Source organism: Acinetobacter sp. BMW17 (assembly GCF_001592855.1).
Lineage (GTDB): Bacteria > Pseudomonadota > Gammaproteobacteria > Pseudomonadales > Moraxellaceae > Acinetobacter > Acinetobacter johnsonii.
On record NZ_LSOD01000015.1, the window covers coordinates 61,793 to 82,166 of the forward strand.

The following is a 20,374-nucleotide window of genomic DNA, read 5'->3' on the forward strand; positions in this document are numbered from 1 at the left end:
AGCCCATGGATTTTGATTTTAATTTGATACTTGTTCCTGTCACACTGATTTTCTTTTTGGTGTGGTTGCTCGATAAATTTGTATTTAAACAACGAGCGACGAAAGGCAAGGGAAATGAAAATTTTGTCATTACATGGGCTTATGATTTCTGGCCAGTCCTTGCGATTGTTCTATGCTTACGTTCATTCTTTTATGAACCTTTTAATATTCCTTCAGACTCGATGGTGCCGACTTTAGAAACGGGTGACTTCATCTTGGTCAACAAGTTTGACTATGGTGTGCGCCTACCGATTGTGAATAAAAAAGTGATTGATGTCGGCGAGCCTGAGCGTGGTGATGTGATCGTCTTTCGTTATCCACCGCAACCGACGATCAGCTATATCAAACGTGTAGTTGGTATTCCTGGCGATCACATTGTTTTTGATCATGGCCAATTAACCATTAATGGTCAAAAAGTTGCTAAGGTTCCTGTTGAATTTAGTCGTGAAAAAGACCGTTTAGATACGCCTACTTCGATATATCATAAAGAAACCATTGGCAAGCATACCTTTACCATGCGTGAGTTAGAAGGTGTTAATGTTGCACGCCAAGCACCCTATATTAACTTTGTAGAAAATGGTAAATACTCTGCTGAAAATGGTTTATATTGGGAAGTGAAAGTAAAAGAAGGTGAGTACTTTGCGATGGGGGATAATCGCGACCAAAGTGCTGACAGTCGTTTCTGGGGAATGGTTCCTGAACAGAACCTAACAGGTCGTGCATTTTATATTTGGATGCATAAAGAACCTGGCTTTAAGTTGCCGTCATTTAACCGTAACGGTAGCATTGACTAATATCGATTCGGAAAATAAAAAATGCGCAAGAATCAACAAGGGGCATCTTATATCGCCATTTTATTTGCAATCATGGGGTTTGCATTTATGGCGAAAGTGGCAATTGCAGTTTGGGCTCCCTATTTTGATGATCGGATGATCAATAGCCAAATTGAGGAAGTATTTCAAAGCAGCCCGAAAAATATTCAGCCCGCGGAGTTTGAGAGTCAGCTTTCAAAGCGTTTGGATATGAATGGCATTCGTGATGTGAAGATTAAAGAAATTATGCAAGTCACCAATACCGAAGGGTTGCAGGTGAAAAAGGAGTATGAGGTAAGAAAACCCTTCTTACTGAATATAGATTTAGTATTAAAGTTCGAGAAAAGTTTTGATCAAAGCTCAGTCCAAGCTAAGTGAAGCCCGCTTAGCGAGCCGTATCGGTTATCAGTTTAAACAACCTGAATTACTTCAGCTTGCACTGACCCACCGATCGGTGAGCCACAAATACAACTATGAGCGCCTAGAGTTTCTAGGCGATTCTTTGTTAGGGATGATTATTGCAAATTATCTCTACAAAGCTTATCCAACTGAGAACGAAGGCCGTTTGACGCGTATGCGTGCAACCTTGGTTCGTCAGGAAGCTTTAGGTAAGATTGCAAATGATTTAAAACTGAGCCAGTCACTCATCTTAAGTACAGGTGAGTTAAAATCAGGTGGACATCATCGCGAGTCCATCCTTGCGGATACGGTTGAATCTATTATTGGTGCAATCTATGTGGATTGTAGTGATTTAACGGTGTTGGAGCCGATTGTGTTAAAATGGTACGAGCCATATTTAGACCATATCGAGCCAACCGATCAACTTAAAGATCCTAAATCTCGTTTACAAGAATATCTTCAGGCACGAAAAAAAGCTCTCCCAGTTTATGATGTGGTCGATATTCAAGGCGATGCACCCAATCAGCATTTCAAAGTGGAGTGTAAAGTGGATGGATTGTCTGTTGTAATGGGTGAGGGTACCAGTCGCCGTTTTGCTGAACAAGCTGCTGCGGCGGATATTTTAAAACTTTTGGAGCAGTAATCTGCCATGTCAAATTCTTCCGATCACATCGATGCTGATCACGAGTCGCAAAGCGACAGTAATGATTTAATTAGCCAATTTTTTAGCGAACAAGGCACAGAAATCCCAACGGATTTTCGTAGCGGCTTTGTGGCAATTGTCGGTCGTCCAAACGTAGGCAAATCTACGTTGATGAACCATTTGTTGGGTCAAAAATTATCGATTACTTCACGTAAACCACAAACCACACGTCATAAAATTGTGGGAATTGATTCACGTGCAAAATCTCAAGCGGTATTTGTTGATACACCAGGGATGCATAAAAAAGAAGTACGCGCCATCAACAAAATGATGAACCGTGCTGCGTCTTCTGCATTGCGTGATGTCAACTTGGTATTGTTTGTTCTAGATGCAGACAAGTGGACTCAAAACGATGAGCTCGTTTTGGAAAAACTCAAAAATGCAGAGATGCCAGTGATTCTTGTGATCAATAAAATTGATACACTTGAAAATAAAAACCATGCATTACCTTTGATTCAACAGCGTGCAAAATTAATGAATTTTGCTGAGATTGTTCCTGTTTCTGCACTACGTGGTGCAAACTTAGACCATCTGCGCGATACCATTGAAAAATATTTACCTTTCCAACCACCGATGTATTCATTGGATCAACTGACAGATCGTTCTGAGCGTTTCTTGGCATCAGAAATTATCCGTGAAAAGATTATGCGTCAGTTGGGTGAAGAGCTACCTTATGATTTAACCGTGCAAATTGAGTCGTTTAAGACTGAAGAAGCAACGGTGAATGAAAAAACAGGTCGTCCAAAACCAGCGTGTACATACATTGATGCAACGATTTTTGTAGACCGCCCAGGCCAGAAAGCAATTGTGATTGGTGAAAAAGGCGCTAAGCTTAAGAAAATTGGTATGGATGCCCGTATCGATATGGAAAAAATGTTTGAACAAAAGATCATGCTGACGCTTTGGGTTAAAGTGAAAGGTGGTTGGTCTGATGATGAACGTGCATTGAAAAGCTTAGGTTATAGCGATATCTAAGTTTTAAGAAAACAAATTTTTATAGGGATGGTGTTATGGTCAAAATGTTCGCAGTAATGGCTTGTATGTTGTTTTTGCAAGGTTGTGTACACAAGATCGTCACCGTTCCTGTAAAGATTGCGTATAAAACCACAAAAGGCGTGGTGAAAGGAACCGCAGCGGTGGTTGGTGCTGTTATCCCAGATGGGGATGATGAAGACAGCGAACAGAATGATAAAGATAAAAAAGATTAGTTAATTCCTCATGCGCAATGAAGTACTGCATGGTTATTTAATTCACCATAGAAAATACCGTGAACGTAGTCATATTGTGCATTTATTTACCCAAGAGCATGGGCGAGTTGATGGTATTCTAAGGCAAACTCCACCGCCACAATATCAGCCGATTTGTTTACAAGCTTCGGGTAAATCTGAACTCAAAAATTTTACAAAACTTGAAATTGTCAATCAGCCGATTTTTTTCTTCGGGGATGCTTTTTTTTCAGGTTTTTATCTCAATGAGATTCTGCTCAGACTATGTCCGCTCGAAGTACAAATGGAGCAAAGTTTTGCTCAATATGCACATACGCTAACGCAATTACAACAACTGGCGCAGCAAGCAGATCCCAATCAATTTTTAAAACAAATTCTAAGACAGTTTGAGCACGAACTGCTGGAAGATTTGGGCTATGCCTTAGATTTTTCGACTGATGCCAATCAACTAGAAATTCAAGCATCACTCAACTATATATTCCAGCTGAATGAAGGCTTTATTCCTACTGCACAAGCTTCGCGAGCGACCTTAAATGGACAGCAAATTTTAAGCATGTGCCAATATGAAAAGGGTAGGGATTTTGGTTTGGAACAGTTACAATTGCTGACCAAGTTGTATCGACAAATGATCAGTTCATTGTTGGGCGATCGCCCCTTAAAAAGTCGTCAGTTGTGGATTCAGAACACTCAAACTCAATCGTAATTAGGAAATGAATATGGCTGCATTACTTGGTGTAAATATTGACCACGTGGCAACTTTACGACAAGCGCGTGGGACTTCTTATCCAGATCCAGTCAATGCAGCACTGATCTGTGAGCAAGCGGGTGCAGAAGGTATTACTTTGCATTTACGTGAAGACCGTCGTCATATTCAGGACGATGATGTGCGTCGTATGCGTCCAGTGCTTAAAACACGTATGAATTTAGAGTTGGCAGTTACAGATGAAATGATTGCGTTTGCCAAAGAAATTAAACCGCATCATGTGTGTTTCGTTCCTGAAAAGCGCCAAGAAGTGACGACTGAAGGTGGTTTGGATGTGGTTGGACATTTTGACGATGTCAAAGCGGCGACTCAAGCCTTGTCTGAGATTGGCTGTGATGTGTCCTTGTTTATTGATGCTGACTTTGCACAAATTGATGCAGCGGTTGCTTGTGGTGCACCAACCATTGAAATTCATACAGGCGCTTATGCTGATGCAGAAACACCTGAAGCTCAGCAACATGAGCTTGAACGTATTGTCAAAGGTGCTGAATATGCGGCATCTAAGGGTTTAGTCGTCAATGCTGGGCATGGACTCAACCTTGAAAATGTAACGCCAATTGCGCAAATTCCACAGATCCACGAATTAAATATCGGTCATTCACTGATTGCCGATGCTATTTTTGTGGGTTTGGAACAAGCCGTGCGTGAAATGAAAGCAGTGATTAAAGCTGCACGTTAATTTTAAAGTTTCTAAGATTTGAATATGTCGAATATCAATTATGATGAACTCATGAAGCCCGTCATGGACTTCTTGGGCTGTGAAACACCAAAAACTTGGTTGGCTGAAGCACTGAATAATCTTGATGTGCTGATGCAAGACCACGCGAATTGTGAGAAGAAAGCTGCAGGCACAGCGATGAACCTCATGTTTCGCTATAGCTTTTTTACAGATTTGCAAGTCAAGCTTGCACAACTGGTTCGTGAAGAAATGTTGCATTATGAGCAAGTGCTTGAATTTATGAAAAAGCGCGGGCTAGAGTGGAGCAATCTGAGTGCTGGTCGTTATGCGGGTGGTTTGCGTAAAGAAGTACGGACTTATGAGCCTGAGGCTTTAATTGATATTTTAATCATTGGTGCCTTTGTAGAAGCGCGTTCATGTGAGCGTTTTTACGCGTTAGCACCCTTGGTTGATGATGAATTAGGTCGTTACTATCGTTACTTGCTGAAGTCTGAATCACGTCATTTTGAAGATTATTTGGCTCTGGCTTTAGAGGTTGCGCAAACGGGGAAATTGAAAAATCCGAAAGAAGATATTCAAGCCCGTATTGATCATATCCGTAATGTCGAAAAAGAGCTAATTAGTACACCTGATGATGTGTTCCGTTTCCATAGTGGTGTGCCTGCGGAAGCGGCTTAGGGAGGTGCACGAACGGTACAGTCTTTACGCTGTTCATCGTTGCAGATTCTCAGTGTAGAGCCCTGACTCATTAAAAAGCCCAATCTTTATCGATTGGGCTTTTTAATCAAAGAAGGGTAGATATGATGTATTGAGAGCTGTAATTTCTTTCAATAAAATCGCGAAATATGAGTCAGTGGAATGAGTTATTTGAGTAGGTGTGCTTAGAATTTTGACGATGATTTATTGTACTTTTTTATATCTTCAATGTTCCACCATTGCACATCATGAAAAATTGTTGCATCAGAAAGAGTATTTCGCAAAGTCTCAGAGACATGACTTAATTGGGTTGAAGATCTATTTTCTTAAAAAAATATTTTTTTAATGATTGGCTGTGGTGGGTGAATAAAAATTAAAAATAAGTTGCCATTTTTCTCATAACGATTACATCTAATAAAGTGGGATGACTAAAACTAAGTAAGTATCCTCAATCTTCATTGTGAATTGCAGCGATTGCGAGTTGTTGTTGATTGAATTGTTCAGCAAGATGTTGGGCTAATAGTTCACCAATAATTTATCCTTCCTATTTTTTCATTTCAGTTGCTGTGATCGGCAAGTGATCTGAACGAACATCCATATGTGTTTTAAATGTACTCATGATTTTTCTTGTGAATCATTTTTTAGTGTTTTTAAGATAAGTTATTTTTTGAGAATAGTTTAGTTCTGGCTTTCTGTTAGGTTTAGCTGGAAGATTTACATCTTAAACAGCGAAACTTTTAAGACTTAGAAAAGAAGAAAGCCCACGATATATGGTGTGGGCTTTCTAGAATTTGGCTCTCCAACCTGGGCTCGAACCAGGGACCTGCGGATTAACAGTCCGTCGCTCTACCGACTGAGCTATTGGAGAATCTGCATGCGATTATAAGGACATTTCATAGTGGGTCAAGTCTAAAATGTCATGTTGTTGTCATTTTTATATTGGATGCTTTTTATTTGAACAAAAAAATCATTTTCAAAAAAAATCGTATTGAAGTGCTTGCAATGTTGAAAAGTCATTGATAGTCTGATTCTAACAACAGAGCGTTTAAGTGAAAACTTAAACAGTGTGGATTTATAACCAACTTGCCAGCACTAAAATGGCTAAACAGGAGAAAGCGAATGAATACGCTTACCATTTCCGATATTTTTGCAAACCTAGCTGATTATCAAGATCAGTATCTCTCTATTATTTCAAACCCTGAACAATACTATACCCCTGTAGAGTCAGCCTATATTGATGTTTGGCCAGTCGGTTGTACAGACTTGTATTTGGGTGATTTATTACAACTTTGGTTTAGTGAGCGTTGGCTGGTCAACAGTCCTTGTCAGTTGCTTTCAACACAGTCGACGACTACTCTTAAAAAGGCTGTGCAGCGAGAACATGATCTGTATTTGTATCAGTTGTCAGGCAGTGCTTTATCAGGCAGTAATCGTTCAAAAGTCTGGTCTGCTGCTGAAGACAAAAGCTTAGACGTAAGTTTAGACAGCGCGTTTAAATACTATTGTATTTATAAAGGAGCTGAGCGTCCTGATGCCTCAAAATTGCAGACGCTGAAGACGTTTAAAACCGCAATTTGATCTGTCGTGCTGCATTAAAGTTTTCTTTGACATGAAAAAGGCACTGAATATTATCAGTGCCTTTCGTTTTTAGGGGCGAATAATCATACAGGTGGCTGTGGCATGGGCGTAGAGTTTACCGTCTTCATCTACAATTTTACCTTCAGAAATACCTAAGTTCTTACTGATGTTGATCACGCTGCCGATGGCAAGTAGTTCTTTGTCTCTTGGAATCGGTCGGCACATTTTAATATTCAGATCAATGGTGCCATAGCCAACACCAGCTTCAAGCATAGTATGTACGGCACAACCCGTCACTGAGTCGAGTACTGTTGCTGCAAAGCCACCATGCACGCCACCAAGCGGGTTTAAATGGCGATGATCTGCTTTTGCTTTAAAACTAATTTTCCCTTCAGAAACTTCAAAAGGCTGCATGGGAATGGTTTCACTGATACTTGCAGGTGGAATTTTTCCTGTACACATGGCTTCTAAGAGTTGTAGTCCTGTCATTTCTTTGGGATTCATCTTGTTCATTCCTATATTTATCTATGAGTTCCTTTTCGGAACTTGCTGTCCAATTAAACAAAATTCAGTCTTTTCGTCAATATTCAGTATTGGATTGATCAGTACAAAATCAACGAAATCGTAATCATGGATTGAGCTCATGCTATGAACATATTGTAGGGAAAAGATTTAGGATTATTCATTTTGATAATTTGAGTGTTGATGGAACTGAGCAAGCTAGATGTGATCATTGTATAAAAAGTTGTGCACAAAATTTATACACTCTTTTGTTTTGTATTTATATATAAGATAAACAAGGTTTTAGTAATTTACACAGTCTTCATATGAAGAAGGAACTCACAATGAACGTGTCCTGTTTATGCGGTAAAACCAAGTTCCAAGCCGTCCTCAAGAATCATGATGTTCATGCTTGTCATTGTTCTATGTGCCGCCAGCAGTCGAGTGGGGTGCTCATGAGTATTGATGTGGAACCCACTAGTTTAAAGTTTGACAATCAAGAATATTTAAAATTATTCAAATCATCAGACTGGGGTGAGCGAGGTTTTTGTAGCGAATGTGGTACGTCGCTTTTTTGGCGAACTCAGGACGGCAGCTATTGCAATATCAATGTATTTGCGATGGAAGAACAGCCAAAAGATTTAAAACTTACAACAGAAATTTATATTGATAATAAGCCTGATTTTTACCAATTCAAGTATTCTACGGAGCAGCTCACGGAAGCTGATGTGATTGCTTTATTTTCACCAGATGATGCTAAATAATAAGGTATTCAGGTTGAATCATCTGAGTTGCACATTGATATTGCTGATAAATTTCATGAGCAAAACTCTCTAGATTTAATAAGATATATTCGATATATCTAAAGCAGGCTGTTGAATAAGGACGCTCAAACATGCTGCTTAAAATTTCCATTGCAATGTTGGCCTTTGCAGCGAATTCGGTGCTATGTCGTTTAGCGTTGGCTGAGCAGCAGATTGATCCGATGAGTTTTAGCTTACTTCGGGTCTGTAGCGGTGCAATGGTGTTATTTCTACTGTATATGCTCTCTACTCATAAGGCCAAAATAGAGTGGAGTGTAAAAAACGGATTTTTTCTTGCCTTATATATTGTGGCTTTTTCACTGGCCTATTTGCATATCGACGCGGGTGTGGGTGCATTACTACTGTTTGGGACAGTTCAGTTAAGTATGGTCAGTTATGGCCTGTGTCATGGTGAAAAAATCAATTTGCGACGCGGTTTGGGGCTGGTGATCGCTATTTTAGGTCTTTTGATTTTATTGCTCCCAGGAGCTTCGGCACCTCCTTTGGGTTATGCTGTATTGATGGTGCTTTCAGGCATAGGTTGGGCGATGTATAGCATCGCAGGTAAAAATATGCATAATCCACTGGCCAGTAGCTTGGCAAATTTTGTAGTGGCGATTCCTTTTGTCGTCTTGGTCTATTTATTTTTTTACACACAGAGTTTTATTAACCCAAAAGGTATGCTGCTAGCGCTCTTATCTGGTGGTTTGGCATCAAGTGGGGCATATGTACTTTGGTATGCCATAGTGAAGAAAATTGATCGGGTCACGGCCAGTAGTGTGCAATTGTCCGTGCCATGTTTGGCGATTCTGGGTGGGGCATTGTTTATTGGGGAAGCGTTGAGTTTCCGAATCATTATTTCTGCGACGATTATTCTGGCAGGCATTGCCTTGGTGATCTCGGCGTCATCTCGCAATAAAGACGTAGATACAATAGATTCTGCTGGTACTACACGGCTCTAAAATTATTTAAACGGGCTTAAGAGCAAATTTTTCAGATTTTGATTAAAAATAAAAAAACCCGCAAAGTTCGCGGGTTTCTCTAATTTAACTTTAAAGGGTTAAATTATTTTTCAGCAGCAATTGAAGCAATCGCAGCATCTACGCCTTCGATTGAATCAGCCGCTTTCTTGATACGTGCAAGCGCATCTACAAGTACTTCATCAGCAGTTGCATAAGAAATACGCATGAAACCGCCTAAGCCGAATGCATCACCAGGAACTACGGCAACGCCAGTTTCTTCCAATAACCATTCAGAGAATTCTGTGCAAGATTTTAAGCCTTTCGCACGAATTAATGGACGGATGTTTGCATATGCATAGAATGCACCATCAGCAGGTAAGCAAGAAATACCGTTGATGTCGTTCAAACCGCTAACAACCAAGTCATGACGGCGTTTGAATGCTTCAATCATTGGCTCAAGAACGTCTTGAGGGCCATTCAACGCAGCTTCAGCAGCAACTTGTGAAATAGAAGTTGGGTTTGAAGTTGATTGCGATTGGATTTTTTTCATTGCGCCAATAAGCTTAGCAGGGCCCGCTGCATAGCCAATACGCCAGCCAGTCATTGCATACGCTTTAGACACACCGTTTAACACGATTGTGCGGTCATAAAGGTCTGGTGCAACTGTTGCGATATTGTAGAATTCGTCATCCCAACGGATTGGTTCGTACATATCGTCAGAAGCGATATAAACTTCTGGGTATTTACGAAGAACATCAGCCAAAGCTTCTAATTCAGCTTTAGTGTAGATCATACCTGTTGGGTTTGATGGACTGTTTAAAACCACTAAACGCGTTTTGTCTGTGATCGCAGCTTCAAGTTGAGCAGGTGTGATTTTGAAACGTTGTTCTTCACCACATTTTACAATAACAGGAACACCTTCAGCGATAATCACCATATCTGGGTAGCTTACCCAAAATGGTGCAGGGATGATCACTTCATCACCTTTGTTTAGCAAAGCTAATGCTAAGTTAAAGAATGACTGCTTGCCGCCACAAGAAACCAAAATTTGGTTTGCAGCATAATCAAGGTTATTGTCACGCTTGAATTTTGCAATAATCGCTTTTTTAAGGCCTGGCGTACCATCTACAGCGGTGTACTTTGTGAAACCGTTGTTAATCGCTGCAATTGCTGCATCTTTGATGTGTTGTGGGGTGTCAAAGTCAGGTTCACCTGCGCCCAAGCCAATAACATTCTTGCCAGCCGCTTTTAATTCAGCAGCTTTGTTGGTCACAGCAAGAGTTGGGGACGGTTTGATGGCATTTACACGATCAGAGAGACGTACGTCCACGGCATATTCCTTCTTATGGGGATTAAAAAATAAAAAGCACACTATCTTAGCTCAAAAAACTCTAGCAAGGCGTTTAAAAACACAGAATTTCTGAAAAAAACATAAATTTTTTTTTAATTTTGAGTTTCTAAATGCAAAAATTGACAGAATGAGGAAGTTTCTCGCATCTCAAAGAAAAAAACTTTAAAATAAACCTAATTTGATGAGAGTGATGGTCATGAGTAAGCAACAGCCTACTTCAAAAAAACCTTTGGTGAATCTCCCTTTCCCAATGCCGAACGTAGAAGGCAGTTCTGATGATGTTGCACATAATCAGGTGCGCCCAAAACCTGAGCAATATGCAGATCGCACGTGGATGCCACCTCGTGGTACACGCCGTTCAATGGGTAAGCGTTGATTCGCCATTGAGATAAAAAAAGCGCCCTGTTTAGGGCGCTTTTTTATTGATCATTCGCTGGGTTGTAATTGCTAACCCGTCGATCATTTTCTGCATAGTAGGTTTTTTTGTGCTCATACATCGCAGTGTCGGCACGTTTAAGCATATCTTCAACCCGTTCATTTGGCTGGCTGGTGGCAGTGCCAATCGACACACTAATAGGTTGATGATTATTAAATTGGTTATCTACCATTAAAAGCTCATGCAAACTTTCAATACAATGGTTCAATGCGGCTTCATCGGCGGCAGGTAATAGCACCACAAATTCATCACCACCGATCCTTGAAGCAGAGTATTGCGTATTTTCAATTAACTGATTCAGGGTATTCCCCATACGGCGTAATAAGTTATCGCCTTGATCATGACCAAGGTTGTCATTGATAGCTTTTAAGCCATTCATATCTAAGAAAATACAAGACACAGGGCGTAGGTTGTTGCGCTCAAGTCGGTTGATTTCAGTGCTGTAGAAAGAGCGGTTATAAAGTTTGGTTAAGACATCATGTTTGCCTAAGTACTCAAGATAATTTTCGGCTTTTTTACGTGCAGTAATATCGGTGAGCGCTAGTTGTACCATACCCCAATCGTCTTCGAAGCCTGGAAACACGGCAAAATGTAACAGCACATGGCGAATACTTCCATCGAGTGCATAATTGACCGCTTCGCAGTTATGTTGAATATTGCCATCCCACAGTTCGAGCAACTGATGTCGAAAGGTCTGTTGGGTTTCGTTCTGAAAGACTTTATGCAAATTTTTAAGTAAATGGTCTTTGTCACGTGCAGCAAACAGATCGAGTGTGGCTTGGTTGACATCGGTAACCATGATGTCTCTGAGACATTCATTGATAAAGTCATTGTGGACATCAAGAAAGGTTTTAAAGTCACTGATCCCCAAACGACGTAAATGATCTAAACGTGCTTTGACTCGGCTAAAGTCCTCAACCCAAAGCGAAGTAGGCGAGTATTGAAAACGTGCTTCAGCAATTAAACGACTTTTTTCTTCTAAACGTTGTGCATTGGCATAAGGCGTGATGTCTTCCGTGGTGATCAAAACCAATGAAAGATCGTGTTCATGACCGGGAAGTACTGTCCCGCGCAGTCGAATGTCAAGGCGATGACCTGTAAGCGTATAGTTTACAGCAGTATTTTCAAATAAGGTCTCACCATTCCAAAGTGCGACCAGCTCATTTAAATGAGTGCTTGACATATCTGCTTTAAAAATTTGCGCAAGGTTTGCGGTTAAGTCTTCAAAACTTTGGGCTTCAAATTGTTTTAAGGTTTGCGGGTTGACATGCAGGACTTTAATTTTATGCGCACAACTTAAAATACGTGATTTGTCTTCCAACAGAAAAGACGCAATATCTTCAACACCTTCACTCCGCCAAAGATCGAATTGTTTTTGTACTTCGCTAAAGTCTTCTAACCACATGGCAATGGGAGATAATTCAAAAATAGGAGAGTCCAATAATTGCATTTATATCTCGTTTTTATGTTGGAATTTAAAGCAGTATAAGCGCTAAAAAAACTTTTTAAAATAATGTGATAAAAAAAGTTATTTTTAAAATTTATGTGAGTTTATGGAGGGATTTAGTCAAAAAATGCATATTGATTGCGCATAGAAAGTGCATAAGCTCCAATGGTTTTGAAGTTTAAAGAGCGTATATGCTGATATTGATAAGCGCAAAATGCTTTGAGGTCGATAGCGAAAAGTTTGTGATTGTTGATATTGATGGTCGCGCCAAAATAAATTGATTACTAACAGGCTTGGAATCAATACCATGAAGAATAAATAAATCAAAAAATTGTTTCGTTGTTGTTGGTAGATCTGGATGAAGTCTTGGCTACTGATGGTTGTGTTGTCTGCTGTGACCGATAACACTAAAACTTCTGGGTAGATAAACTGACGGTTGTCTGTGTAATAACGAATACTAACTGCTTGTTGTTGAAAGTTTTCTAAGAGTGGGCAGCTTTTAAAGCGATCCATAAAATTACACACCAGTCTTAGTGGTTGCTGCTGAGAAGCTTCATTCAACACAACATATTCATAATTTGATTTATTTCGCCTAGAGCCCGCAGTGTAGCTATTTAAGAGAATTTGGTCTTCGATATGTTGTGGGGTGGGTATATGGTGTGCAATACGTACAGCCGAATAGTCAGTAAATTTGCTGAGACTGGAAAGTGCAAAAACATTAATGATGAAGAAGGGTGCCGTCATGAATAAAATATTTAAGAGGAGGTTGTTCTTTTTTGGTTGTTCGTTCTTTGTCTTTTTGAGGAAGGATAAGCAAATAACAAAGATAAAATATATAGGGGATAGATTTATAAAATTAAAATCTTGAAACTGAGGCAGTTGATAAAATGCAATCAGCATGACAACGGCAACCACCATACTAAAAACGGCATGCTTATTTCTTTTAGATTTTAATACTTCGATGTGTCGATTGGTTCGTATAATGTATTTAAGTTTTTGAAAAATATAATTATGATTTGCAGTGTAAGTCTATTTGCATCAGTCTAAAAGAAAAAAGCAGAAACAGTACCGTCACATTTTTTGTAGTAGTTGGCGATTGGGGGATAGGGGAGATTTCAATAACTCTTATTATTTTTAAGGAAAAAGCCAATCTGATGGATTGGCTTTTTTGAGAAGACTGGATTTAACGTAAGGCTTTCCGCGCACGATGTTCGGGCTTCGGTGGTGCGATTTCTCGTGTGCCTTGCCAAACCTCAATGAAGTCTTGTTCATTGATATTATACAGTTCCAACAGCGCTAGAATGGCACCACCAAAAAGCATGCGCCCCTCCGCGTTGGTCTCAAAATCAAATATTTTCCCTGACAGCGCATGTAAAATATCTTCAATTTCAAACACACGATCGCGACCATTACTGTCGGTTGGATACATACGCGTGTTGAGGATAATTTTGGCTAAGCTTTTTTCATTATCGGTTAAGGCCAAATGCTGAATCAGCATGTCATCATTTTGGGTACTGAAAATCACAGCATCGTTAAAAATGGTGTGCAAAAACTTTTTGCTCAGACGTGGCAGTGTTCTTTCCACAAATGGGCGAAATGATGCAGGGAAAATAACATTATGAGAAATGCCTTTAAACATGGGAGCAATTTCTTCAACTTTATACCCCGCAATACCGCAGCCAATAGAGGTTAGAAAGTAAGTCATTTTAGGGTGATTTTTAGTATAGATTTTAAAGTCATCAATATAGTGTTGAATTTGCGAAAGTGGCATTTGTTGTAAGTGTTCGTTCATAGTGGGAATGGCATAACTTTGCCCTGACCAACCACGTCCGACGCCTTTTATTGCGCCAAAGTGCTCAAGTGCAGTTCGGGCAGCGCCATCCGCATGTTGACCTGCCATGTTACTACCAAACACAAATACGGTATGTTCATCTAGGTTTTTGACGATGCTTTCGTCATGATATTGGTAAGTCATAGGCTCTGATTTTTCGCTCTTCTTCACTTCATGTTGCCCTTGAAATACGGGGGGGTCAAGTGAAAAATCTTTGTAATATTTTCAGTAAATTACATTAAAAATCTAAAAGCAAGAATTGCTCGGGATTGAATCTGTTAAAATAGTCGGTTGAAGAAGCAAATCTTGGGATATGTCTGTGAGTGAGAAACAACCTTTTGATTTAGTCACCAATTACCAACCCGCAGGTGATCAGCCGCAAGCCATTGAAAAACTTGTTGCTGGAATAGAAAAGGGCTATCACGACCAGTTGTTACTTGGGGTTACGGGTTCAGGTAAAACCTATACCATGGCCAACGTGATTGCGCGGACGCAACGTCCGACCATTGTGATGGCACATAATAAAACCTTAGCCGCACAGCTTTATGGTGAGTTCAAATCTTTCTTTCCGAACAATGCCGTCGAATATTTTGTTAGTTATTATGACTATTACCAACCTGAAGCCTATGTGCCATCTTCAGATACATTTATTGAAAAAGATTCTGCGATCAATGACCACATTGACCAAATGCGTTTATCTGCAACACGTTCACTCTTAGAACGTCGCGATGCAATTATTGTTGCTTCAGTTTCTGCTATTTATGGTTTGGGTGACCCCAATGCCTATATGAGCATGCTGCTGCATATTGTACAGGGCGATCGTATCGCACGTGATGACGTCATTCGTCGTTTGGTGGAAATGCAATATAGCCGTAATGAGCTTGAGTTTTTACGCGGTACCTATCGTATCCGTGGGGAAATTATTGATATTTTCCCTGCCGAATCGGATCAGCATGCGATTCGAATCGAGTTGTTTGATGATGAAGTCGATTCGATTCGTTGGTTCGATCCACTGACAGGCAAACTGGTACGTAAAGTTCCGCGTGTAACCATTTATCCAAAAAGTCACTATGTAACACCGAAAGATAATTTAGAGCGCGCCATAGGCAAGATTCGTGAAGAGTTAAAAGAGCGTTTAGGTTTCTTTCGTGCACATGACAAATTGCTTGAAGCTCAGCGAATTGAGCAACGTACCCGTTATGATCTAGAAATGATGCAGCAGTTGGGCTATACCAACGGTATTGAAAACTATTCACGTCATTTGTCAGGTCGTCCTGCGGGCGAAGCACCACCGACCTTATTTGATTATGTTCCTGATGATGCCTTACTAATTATTGATGAGTCACACGTGACTGTGCCGCAAATTGGCGCGATGTATAAAGGTGACCGTTCGCGTAAAGAAAACTTGGTGAATTATGGTTTCCGTCTTCCTAGTGCTTTAGATAACCGTCCAATGCAGTTTGAAGAGTGGGAACGGATTACGCCAGCAACAATTTATGTCAGTGCAACACCGGCCAAATACGAGCTTGAAAAAGCCGAACAAATAGCTGAGCAGGTGGTTCGTCCTACAGGGTTGATTGACCCAGAAATTGAAGTACGTCCAGTATTGACTCAAGTTGATGATGTCTTGTCTGAGATCAATATCCGTAAAGATCTAGATGAGCGGGTTTTGGTTACCACCTTAACCAAACGCATGGCAGAAGATTTAAGCTCGTATTTAAAAGAGTATGGAGTCAAAGTTGCTTATCTGCACTCAGATATTGATACCGTTGAACGGGTGAAAATTATTCATGACTTACGTTCAGGTGTCTACGATGTCCTCGTCGGGATCAACTTACTACGTGAAGGCTTGGACATGCCTGAAGTATCTTTAGTGGCGATCTTGGATGCGGACAAAGAAGGTTTCTTACGTTCTGAGCGCTCTTTGATTCAAACCATTGGTCGTGCAGCACGCAATGTAAAAGGCAAAGCGATTTTATATGGTGATCGGATTACCGATTCGATGCAAAAAGCCATCGATGAAACAGCCCGTCGTCGTGAAAAACAAATGGTCTTTAATGAGCTGCATGGCATTATTCCGCGTAGCACCATCAGACAAAATAAAAAGGATATTGATACAGGTGAAGTGCTGACAGATGATCAAGTTGAAAGTGGTATTGCAGATCAACACCAAACGCTCAGTTCAGATGAGCAGCACTTGCTGTCCGATCCAAAACTTCTTGCCAAGCATTTAAGCAAGCTGGAAAAAGAAATGCTAAAAGCTTCTAAAGAGCTACAGTTTGAGCAAGCTGCACGTCTACGAGATGAAATTTTGCGCTTAAAAGTACAACTTCTAACCTAAGTTACATTTACATAACGCTACAGTAATTTGGGCAGAAAGCATTATTTTTTAAAGAGATGTTTATTTTTAGATCATAAATTCTGAAATATTAAAGGTACAGTTTATGTCTGCAAATCTTCCAAAGGCGGGTTTTACGCTTGCCAAAATTGCTGTAGGTGGTGCTGTTTTAGTCGGGTTAGGCATGGCAACCATGGCTTATGCCCAGAGCAAACCCTTAGCCGTGGTGGATAAGGTTGAATTAGACCGTTATTTGGGTGTTTGGTACGAAATTGCACGTAAGCCCATGTACTTCCAAAATAAATGTGGAACTAATGTCTCGGCTACTTATACCCTGAATGAAAATGGCAATGTGACCGTAGATAACCGCTGTTATGCTCAAGATGGCAAGCTGATGCAGTCCATAGGTGAGGCATTTGTACAAAACCCCCCTTTTAATAGTAAGTTGAAAGTGAGTTTTTTACCTGAGGCGGTGCGTTGGTTACCTGTGGCACGCGGGGATTATTGGATTTTAAAAATTGATGATGACTATCAAACGGTTTTAGTGGGTGAGCCACGCCGTAAGTATATGTGGGTGCTTTCTCGCTCGCCACAACCAGACCAAAAGGTCATTAATGAATACTTAGAATATGCAAAGTCAGTGGGTTATGACTTGAATGATTTGATTCATACCAAACAATTGCAAAAGTAAAATTTATTAAGTCTTGAAAGCCATGCTGAAGCATGGCTTTTTTAGTTTCATATACGTATTTTAAAACTTGAATAATAAAGCTTTATACAGTCGAACGCTTTATAATCGGCGCCTATTAAAATCGTGTAAAACAATGTGGAGTGAAGGATGTATAAAGGTGTTGCACTATCGGTTTTAGCATCCGTCACTTTTGGGGTTTTGTATTTTTATACCTTTTTTTTAAAGCCCTTAGATAGTGAGCAAACTTTTGCTTGGCGTATGCTTTCGACCTTACCCTTTTTAACCGCATTCATGTGGTGGAGTGGTGATTTAAAACTCATTTCGGAGTTGTTTAAGCGTATCTTTAAACAACCTTGGATGTTTGCTTGGTTATTGTTTAGTTCGGTTTTATGTACCACGCAGTTGTGGCTATTTTTATGGGGACCGATGAATGGTCGTGGCTTACAAGTATCCCTCGGCTATTTTTTATTGCCTTTGGTGATGGTGTTAGTGGGATGCGTGCTCTATAAGGAAGAACTGTCCCGCTGGCAAATGGTTGCGGTCGCTTTTGCGGTACTTGGGGTTGGACATGAAATTTGGCGTATTGGCAGTATGGCATGGGAAACAGTCTATGTTGCTGTGGCTTATCCTTTGTATTTCTTCTTGCGCCGTGTTTGTAAAACAGATCATTTAGGCGGCTTCTGGTGGGATCTGTGCTTAATCCTCCCTGTCGCATTTTATTTAGGTTTTGTACATAGTGATAGTTTGATGTTGATGCAGCAGTTTCCGCATCTTATTCTCGCTGTCATTGGTTTAGGTTTTCTAAGTGCGATGGGCTTGGGCAGTTATATTTTAGCAAGTCGTTATTTACCTTTTGTGATTTTTGGTTTGCTGAGTTATTTAGAACCAGTACTCTTAGCGGGTGCATCGGTTACGATGGGAGAGCGTATAGAGGCAGGTGAGTGGTTTACCTATATTCCAATTTGGTTCGCAGTCTTATTGCTGATTATTGAAGGTGTGTTGCATTTATATAAACAGCAACAAAATAAAAAACAGCTCGAACGAAATATTGAGCATTTTGAAAAACAGCAACATTCAGACTAATTTGATGATGTTCGGAGCTGTCATTGCACTAGAATTTGGGCGATAAGCATGTTTCTGATTTGTTTTTTGCCCTTTAAGAATAGTTGACTGTTTGATAAAACATCATTTACGTAACTGTTTATTTTTTATCTAAAAAAATATTTTTTTAATTTTTATACTGCAAAATCATAAGACTAAATGCAATCATTTCTTAAATTAATAATGAATATACGACAAAAAACATCATGCATTTACAGCTTTCGATTCAAACTTGGCGTTAAATCCTTTACAATTGTTGGGTTTTAAAATTTATGCTTAGATTAAATTAATTAGAGGACGTATCTGTGAGCAAAGAGACTATCATCGCCCTACACGCAGAACACCAAGGTCGCTGGAAAAACCGTGAAGAAATCGCGGAACAAATGATCGCTTTGATCGGTCAGCTTTACCGTGAAAAAAATATTGTGGTTTCAGTGTTTGGACGTTCTTTAGTTAACCGTTCAGTTATCCAAATTTTAAAAGCGCACCGTTTCACTCGTATGATGGACGTTGAGCTTTCAGTTGTACACACGTTCCCAATTCTTGAAGCGTTGGCTAAAATTGAAAATATCGGTACTGCTGAAATTGATCTAGGCAAATTAGCCGTTGCATTTAAAGAGCAAGGTGGCGATGTTGACGCATTTGTCGCAACCGCTGTTAAATCTGTAGAAGGTCGTGCGACTTCAGTAGAAGGTCGTGACGTTGTTCTTTACGGTTTTGGTCGTATCGGTCGTATTCTTGCACGTTTAATGATTGGTCAGTCTGGTCTTGGTCGTGGTTTGAACCTAAAAGCGATTGTGGTTCGTAAATCATCTGATGGTGATTTGGAAAAACGTGCGTCTTTATTACGCCGTGACTCAATCCATGGTCCATTCTCTGGTACGATTTCTGTTGATGAAGAAAACGAAGCAATCATTGCAAATGGTCAATTCATTAAAGTGATTTATGCATCGAACCCAACTGAAGTTGATTATACCGATTATGGTATTAGCAATGCATTAGTGATCGACAACACAGGTAAATGGCGTGATGCGGAAGGTCTTGCTCACCACCTTAAGTGCCCAGGCGCTGCACGTGTGATCTTGACTGCACCTGGTAAAGGCGACATGAAGAACGTTGTATTTGGTGTAAACCAAGCTGACATTCTTGATGAAGATACGATTATCTCTGCTGCAAGCTGTACAACGAATGCGATTACACCAACACTTAAAGTTTTGCATGACAAATACACAGTGTTGAATGGTCACGTTGAAACAGTTCACTCGTTCACAAACGACCAAAACTTAATCGACAACTACCATAAAGCGGACCGTCGTGGTCGTGCTGCAACGTTGAATATGGTAATTACTGAAACTGGTGCGGCTAAAGCGGTTGCTAAAGCACTTCCAGCACTTCAAGGTAAATTGACTGGTAACTCTGTACGTGTTCCAACACCAAACGTTTCACTTGCGATTTTGAACTTAACTTTAGATAAAGAAGTTGATCGTGATGAAGTGAATGAATACATTCGTAAAATCTCAATCAGCTCTAGCCTTCAAGGTCAGATTGGTTATACCAACTCGACTGAAGTTGTATCATCTGACTTTATCGGTTCGCGTACAGCAGGTGTATTTGACGCGCAAGCAACAATCACTTCGGGCAACCGTTTAACTGCATATGTTTGGTACGATAACGAAGTAGGTTATAGCTGCCAAGTTTTACGTATTGCAGAGCAAATGGGCGGCGTAAGCTATCCAAAAATTCCAGCTGAAACAAATGCATAATTTGTAATAGCGACTAGAAAGAGCCTCAATTGAGGCTCTTTTTTTTGCGCTGTTGTTGTGGATGAGGCCAATCAGGTGCGTTGGGTGACATAAGTATTGGCTTGAGTGCTAAGAATTGCCAATGCTTAATTCTGACTTATTTACTTAGAATAATTGGAACATGGTGGTGTTTCAAAAAGTATGCTGGCGTTAAACGAATCCGTTATTAAGGTAAAAGAAAGTCAAATCAAAGGCTTTAAAATGATTTTCGAGCTT

21 protein-coding genes and 1 tRNA gene are annotated in these 20,374 nt (G+C 40.1%); 16 read left to right on the top strand and 6 right to left on the bottom strand.

Translation table 11 applies throughout. The features are described 5' to 3' along the window. The first annotated feature begins 5 nt into the window (after positions 1-5). The 8 genes from lepB to AXW61_RS03450 are packed head-to-tail and all read left to right on the top strand — an operon-like array spanning position 6 to position 5,299. Entirely contained in the window at positions 6-833 is an 828-nt protein-coding gene (gene lepB, locus AXW61_RS03415; RefSeq protein WP_004693669.1) for a signal peptidase I, read from the top strand. Between the two features lie 21 nt (positions 834-854). Then, on the top strand, positions 855-1,229 hold the full coding sequence (locus AXW61_RS03420) for a DUF4845 domain-containing protein (protein ID WP_004693667.1): 375 nt from the start codon (positions 855-857) through the stop codon (positions 1,227-1,229). Beyond that, positions 1,201-1,893, top strand: a complete 693-nt coding sequence (gene rnc / locus AXW61_RS03425; protein ID WP_058869418.1) for a ribonuclease III — start codon at positions 1,201-1,203, stop codon at positions 1,891-1,893. The genes AXW61_RS03420 and rnc overlap by 29 nt, the downstream gene beginning before the upstream one ends. A 6-nt stretch (positions 1,894-1,899) precedes the next feature. Continuing rightward, positions 1,900-2,928, top strand: coding sequence for a GTPase Era (gene era / locus AXW61_RS03430; protein WP_062032393.1), 1,029 nt, complete (start codon positions 1,900-1,902; stop codon positions 2,926-2,928). A gap of 35 nt (positions 2,929-2,963) precedes the next feature. Next, a complete protein-coding gene (locus tag AXW61_RS03435; RefSeq protein ID WP_062032395.1) occupies positions 2,964-3,161 on the top strand; it encodes an NF038104 family lipoprotein in 198 nt (65 codons plus the stop codon). Positions 3,162-3,171: 10 nt separating this feature from the next. Continuing rightward, positions 3,172-3,882 (top strand): DNA repair protein RecO, encoded by a 711-nt coding sequence (recO, locus tag AXW61_RS03440; RefSeq protein WP_004980401.1) that lies wholly within the window; start codon positions 3,172-3,174, stop codon positions 3,880-3,882. A 13-nt stretch (positions 3,883-3,895) separates the two neighbouring features. Then, a complete protein-coding gene (gene pdxJ / locus AXW61_RS03445) occupies positions 3,896-4,621 on the top strand; it encodes a pyridoxine 5'-phosphate synthase (RefSeq protein ID WP_062032398.1) in 726 nt (241 codons plus the stop codon). A gap of 24 nt (positions 4,622-4,645) precedes the next feature. Continuing rightward, positions 4,646-5,299, top strand: a complete 654-nt coding sequence (locus AXW61_RS03450) for a tRNA-(ms[2]io[6]A)-hydroxylase (protein ID WP_062032402.1) — start codon at positions 4,646-4,648, stop codon at positions 5,297-5,299. Between the two features lie 810 nt (positions 5,300-6,109). Here AXW61_RS03450 and AXW61_RS03455 read toward each other — a convergent pair. After that, positions 6,110-6,185 (bottom strand) — tRNA-Asn (locus AXW61_RS03455). Positions 6,186-6,436: 251 nt separating this feature from the next. On the opposite strand from AXW61_RS03455, the gene AXW61_RS03460 reads away from it, so the two are divergent. Next, on the top strand, positions 6,437-6,895 hold the full coding sequence (locus AXW61_RS03460) for a hypothetical protein (RefSeq protein ID WP_062032405.1): 459 nt from the start codon (positions 6,437-6,439) through the stop codon (positions 6,893-6,895). A gap of 69 nt (positions 6,896-6,964) precedes the next feature. Here AXW61_RS03460 and AXW61_RS03465 read toward each other — a convergent pair whose 3' ends face one another. Beyond that, positions 6,965-7,399, bottom strand: a complete 435-nt coding sequence (locus tag AXW61_RS03465) for a PaaI family thioesterase (protein WP_062032408.1) — start codon at positions 7,397-7,399, stop codon at positions 6,965-6,967. Positions 7,400-7,740: 341 nt separating this feature from the next. Here AXW61_RS03465 and AXW61_RS03470 point away from each other — a divergent pair, with 341 nt between their 5' ends. After that, complete coding sequence (locus AXW61_RS03470) at positions 7,741-8,160, top strand: GFA family protein (protein ID WP_062032411.1); 420 nt, start codon at positions 7,741-7,743, stop codon at positions 8,158-8,160. A gap of 131 nt (positions 8,161-8,291) precedes the next feature. Next, entirely contained in the window at positions 8,292-9,161 is an 870-nt protein-coding gene (locus tag AXW61_RS03475; protein WP_062032414.1) for a DMT family transporter, read from the top strand. A 103-nt stretch (positions 9,162-9,264) separates the two neighbouring features. On the opposite strand, the gene AXW61_RS03480 is transcribed toward AXW61_RS03475, so the two are convergent. Then, positions 9,265-10,491 (bottom strand): pyridoxal phosphate-dependent aminotransferase, encoded by a 1,227-nt coding sequence (locus AXW61_RS03480; RefSeq protein ID WP_005399684.1) that lies wholly within the window; start codon positions 10,489-10,491, stop codon positions 9,265-9,267. Between the two features lie 217 nt (positions 10,492-10,708). Here AXW61_RS03480 and AXW61_RS03485 point away from each other — a divergent pair, with 217 nt between their 5' ends. Beyond that, positions 10,709-10,888, top strand: a complete 180-nt coding sequence (locus AXW61_RS03485) for a hypothetical protein (RefSeq protein ID WP_062032428.1) — start codon at positions 10,709-10,711, stop codon at positions 10,886-10,888. 43 nt (positions 10,889-10,931) lie between these two features. On the opposite strand, the gene AXW61_RS03490 is transcribed toward AXW61_RS03485, so the two are convergent. The 3 genes from AXW61_RS03490 to AXW61_RS03500 all read right to left on the bottom strand — a co-directional run bounded on the left by AXW61_RS03490 (position 10,932) and on the right by AXW61_RS03500 (position 14,370). Then, on the bottom strand, positions 10,932-12,398 hold the full coding sequence (locus tag AXW61_RS03490; protein WP_062032416.1) for a sensor domain-containing diguanylate cyclase: 1,467 nt from the start codon (positions 12,396-12,398) through the stop codon (positions 10,932-10,934). A gap of 117 nt (positions 12,399-12,515) precedes the next feature. After that, the gene (locus AXW61_RS03495) at positions 12,516-13,139 is read right to left on the bottom strand and encodes a hypothetical protein (RefSeq protein ID WP_240487432.1); all 624 of its coding nucleotides are present in this window, start codon (positions 13,137-13,139) and stop codon (positions 12,516-12,518) included. Between the two features lie 439 nt (positions 13,140-13,578). Further along, positions 13,579-14,370 (bottom strand): hypothetical protein, encoded by a 792-nt coding sequence (locus tag AXW61_RS03500; protein WP_035326512.1) that lies wholly within the window; start codon positions 14,368-14,370, stop codon positions 13,579-13,581. A gap of 175 nt (positions 14,371-14,545) precedes the next feature. On the opposite strand from AXW61_RS03500, the gene uvrB reads away from it, so the two are divergent. The 4 genes from uvrB (at position 14,546) to AXW61_RS03520 (ending at position 20,119) form a co-directional block, all read left to right on the top strand. Then, complete coding sequence (gene uvrB, locus AXW61_RS03505) at positions 14,546-16,567, top strand: excinuclease ABC subunit UvrB (RefSeq protein WP_062032431.1); 2,022 nt, start codon at positions 14,546-14,548, stop codon at positions 16,565-16,567. 103 nt (positions 16,568-16,670) lie between these two features. Beyond that, complete coding sequence (locus tag AXW61_RS03510) at positions 16,671-17,255, top strand: lipocalin family protein (protein WP_062032419.1); 585 nt, start codon at positions 16,671-16,673, stop codon at positions 17,253-17,255. A gap of 147 nt (positions 17,256-17,402) precedes the next feature. Next, positions 17,403-18,338 (top strand): EamA family transporter RarD, encoded by a 936-nt coding sequence (rarD, locus tag AXW61_RS03515; protein ID WP_062032421.1) that lies wholly within the window; start codon positions 17,403-17,405, stop codon positions 18,336-18,338. Between the two features lie 323 nt (positions 18,339-18,661). Then, positions 18,662-20,119 carry a glyceraldehyde-3-phosphate dehydrogenase gene (locus AXW61_RS03520; RefSeq protein WP_062032422.1) on the top strand — a complete coding sequence of 486 codons (1,458 nt, stop codon included), beginning with the start codon at positions 18,662-18,664 and terminating at the stop codon, positions 20,117-20,119. Positions 20,120-20,374 lie beyond the last annotated feature (255 nt).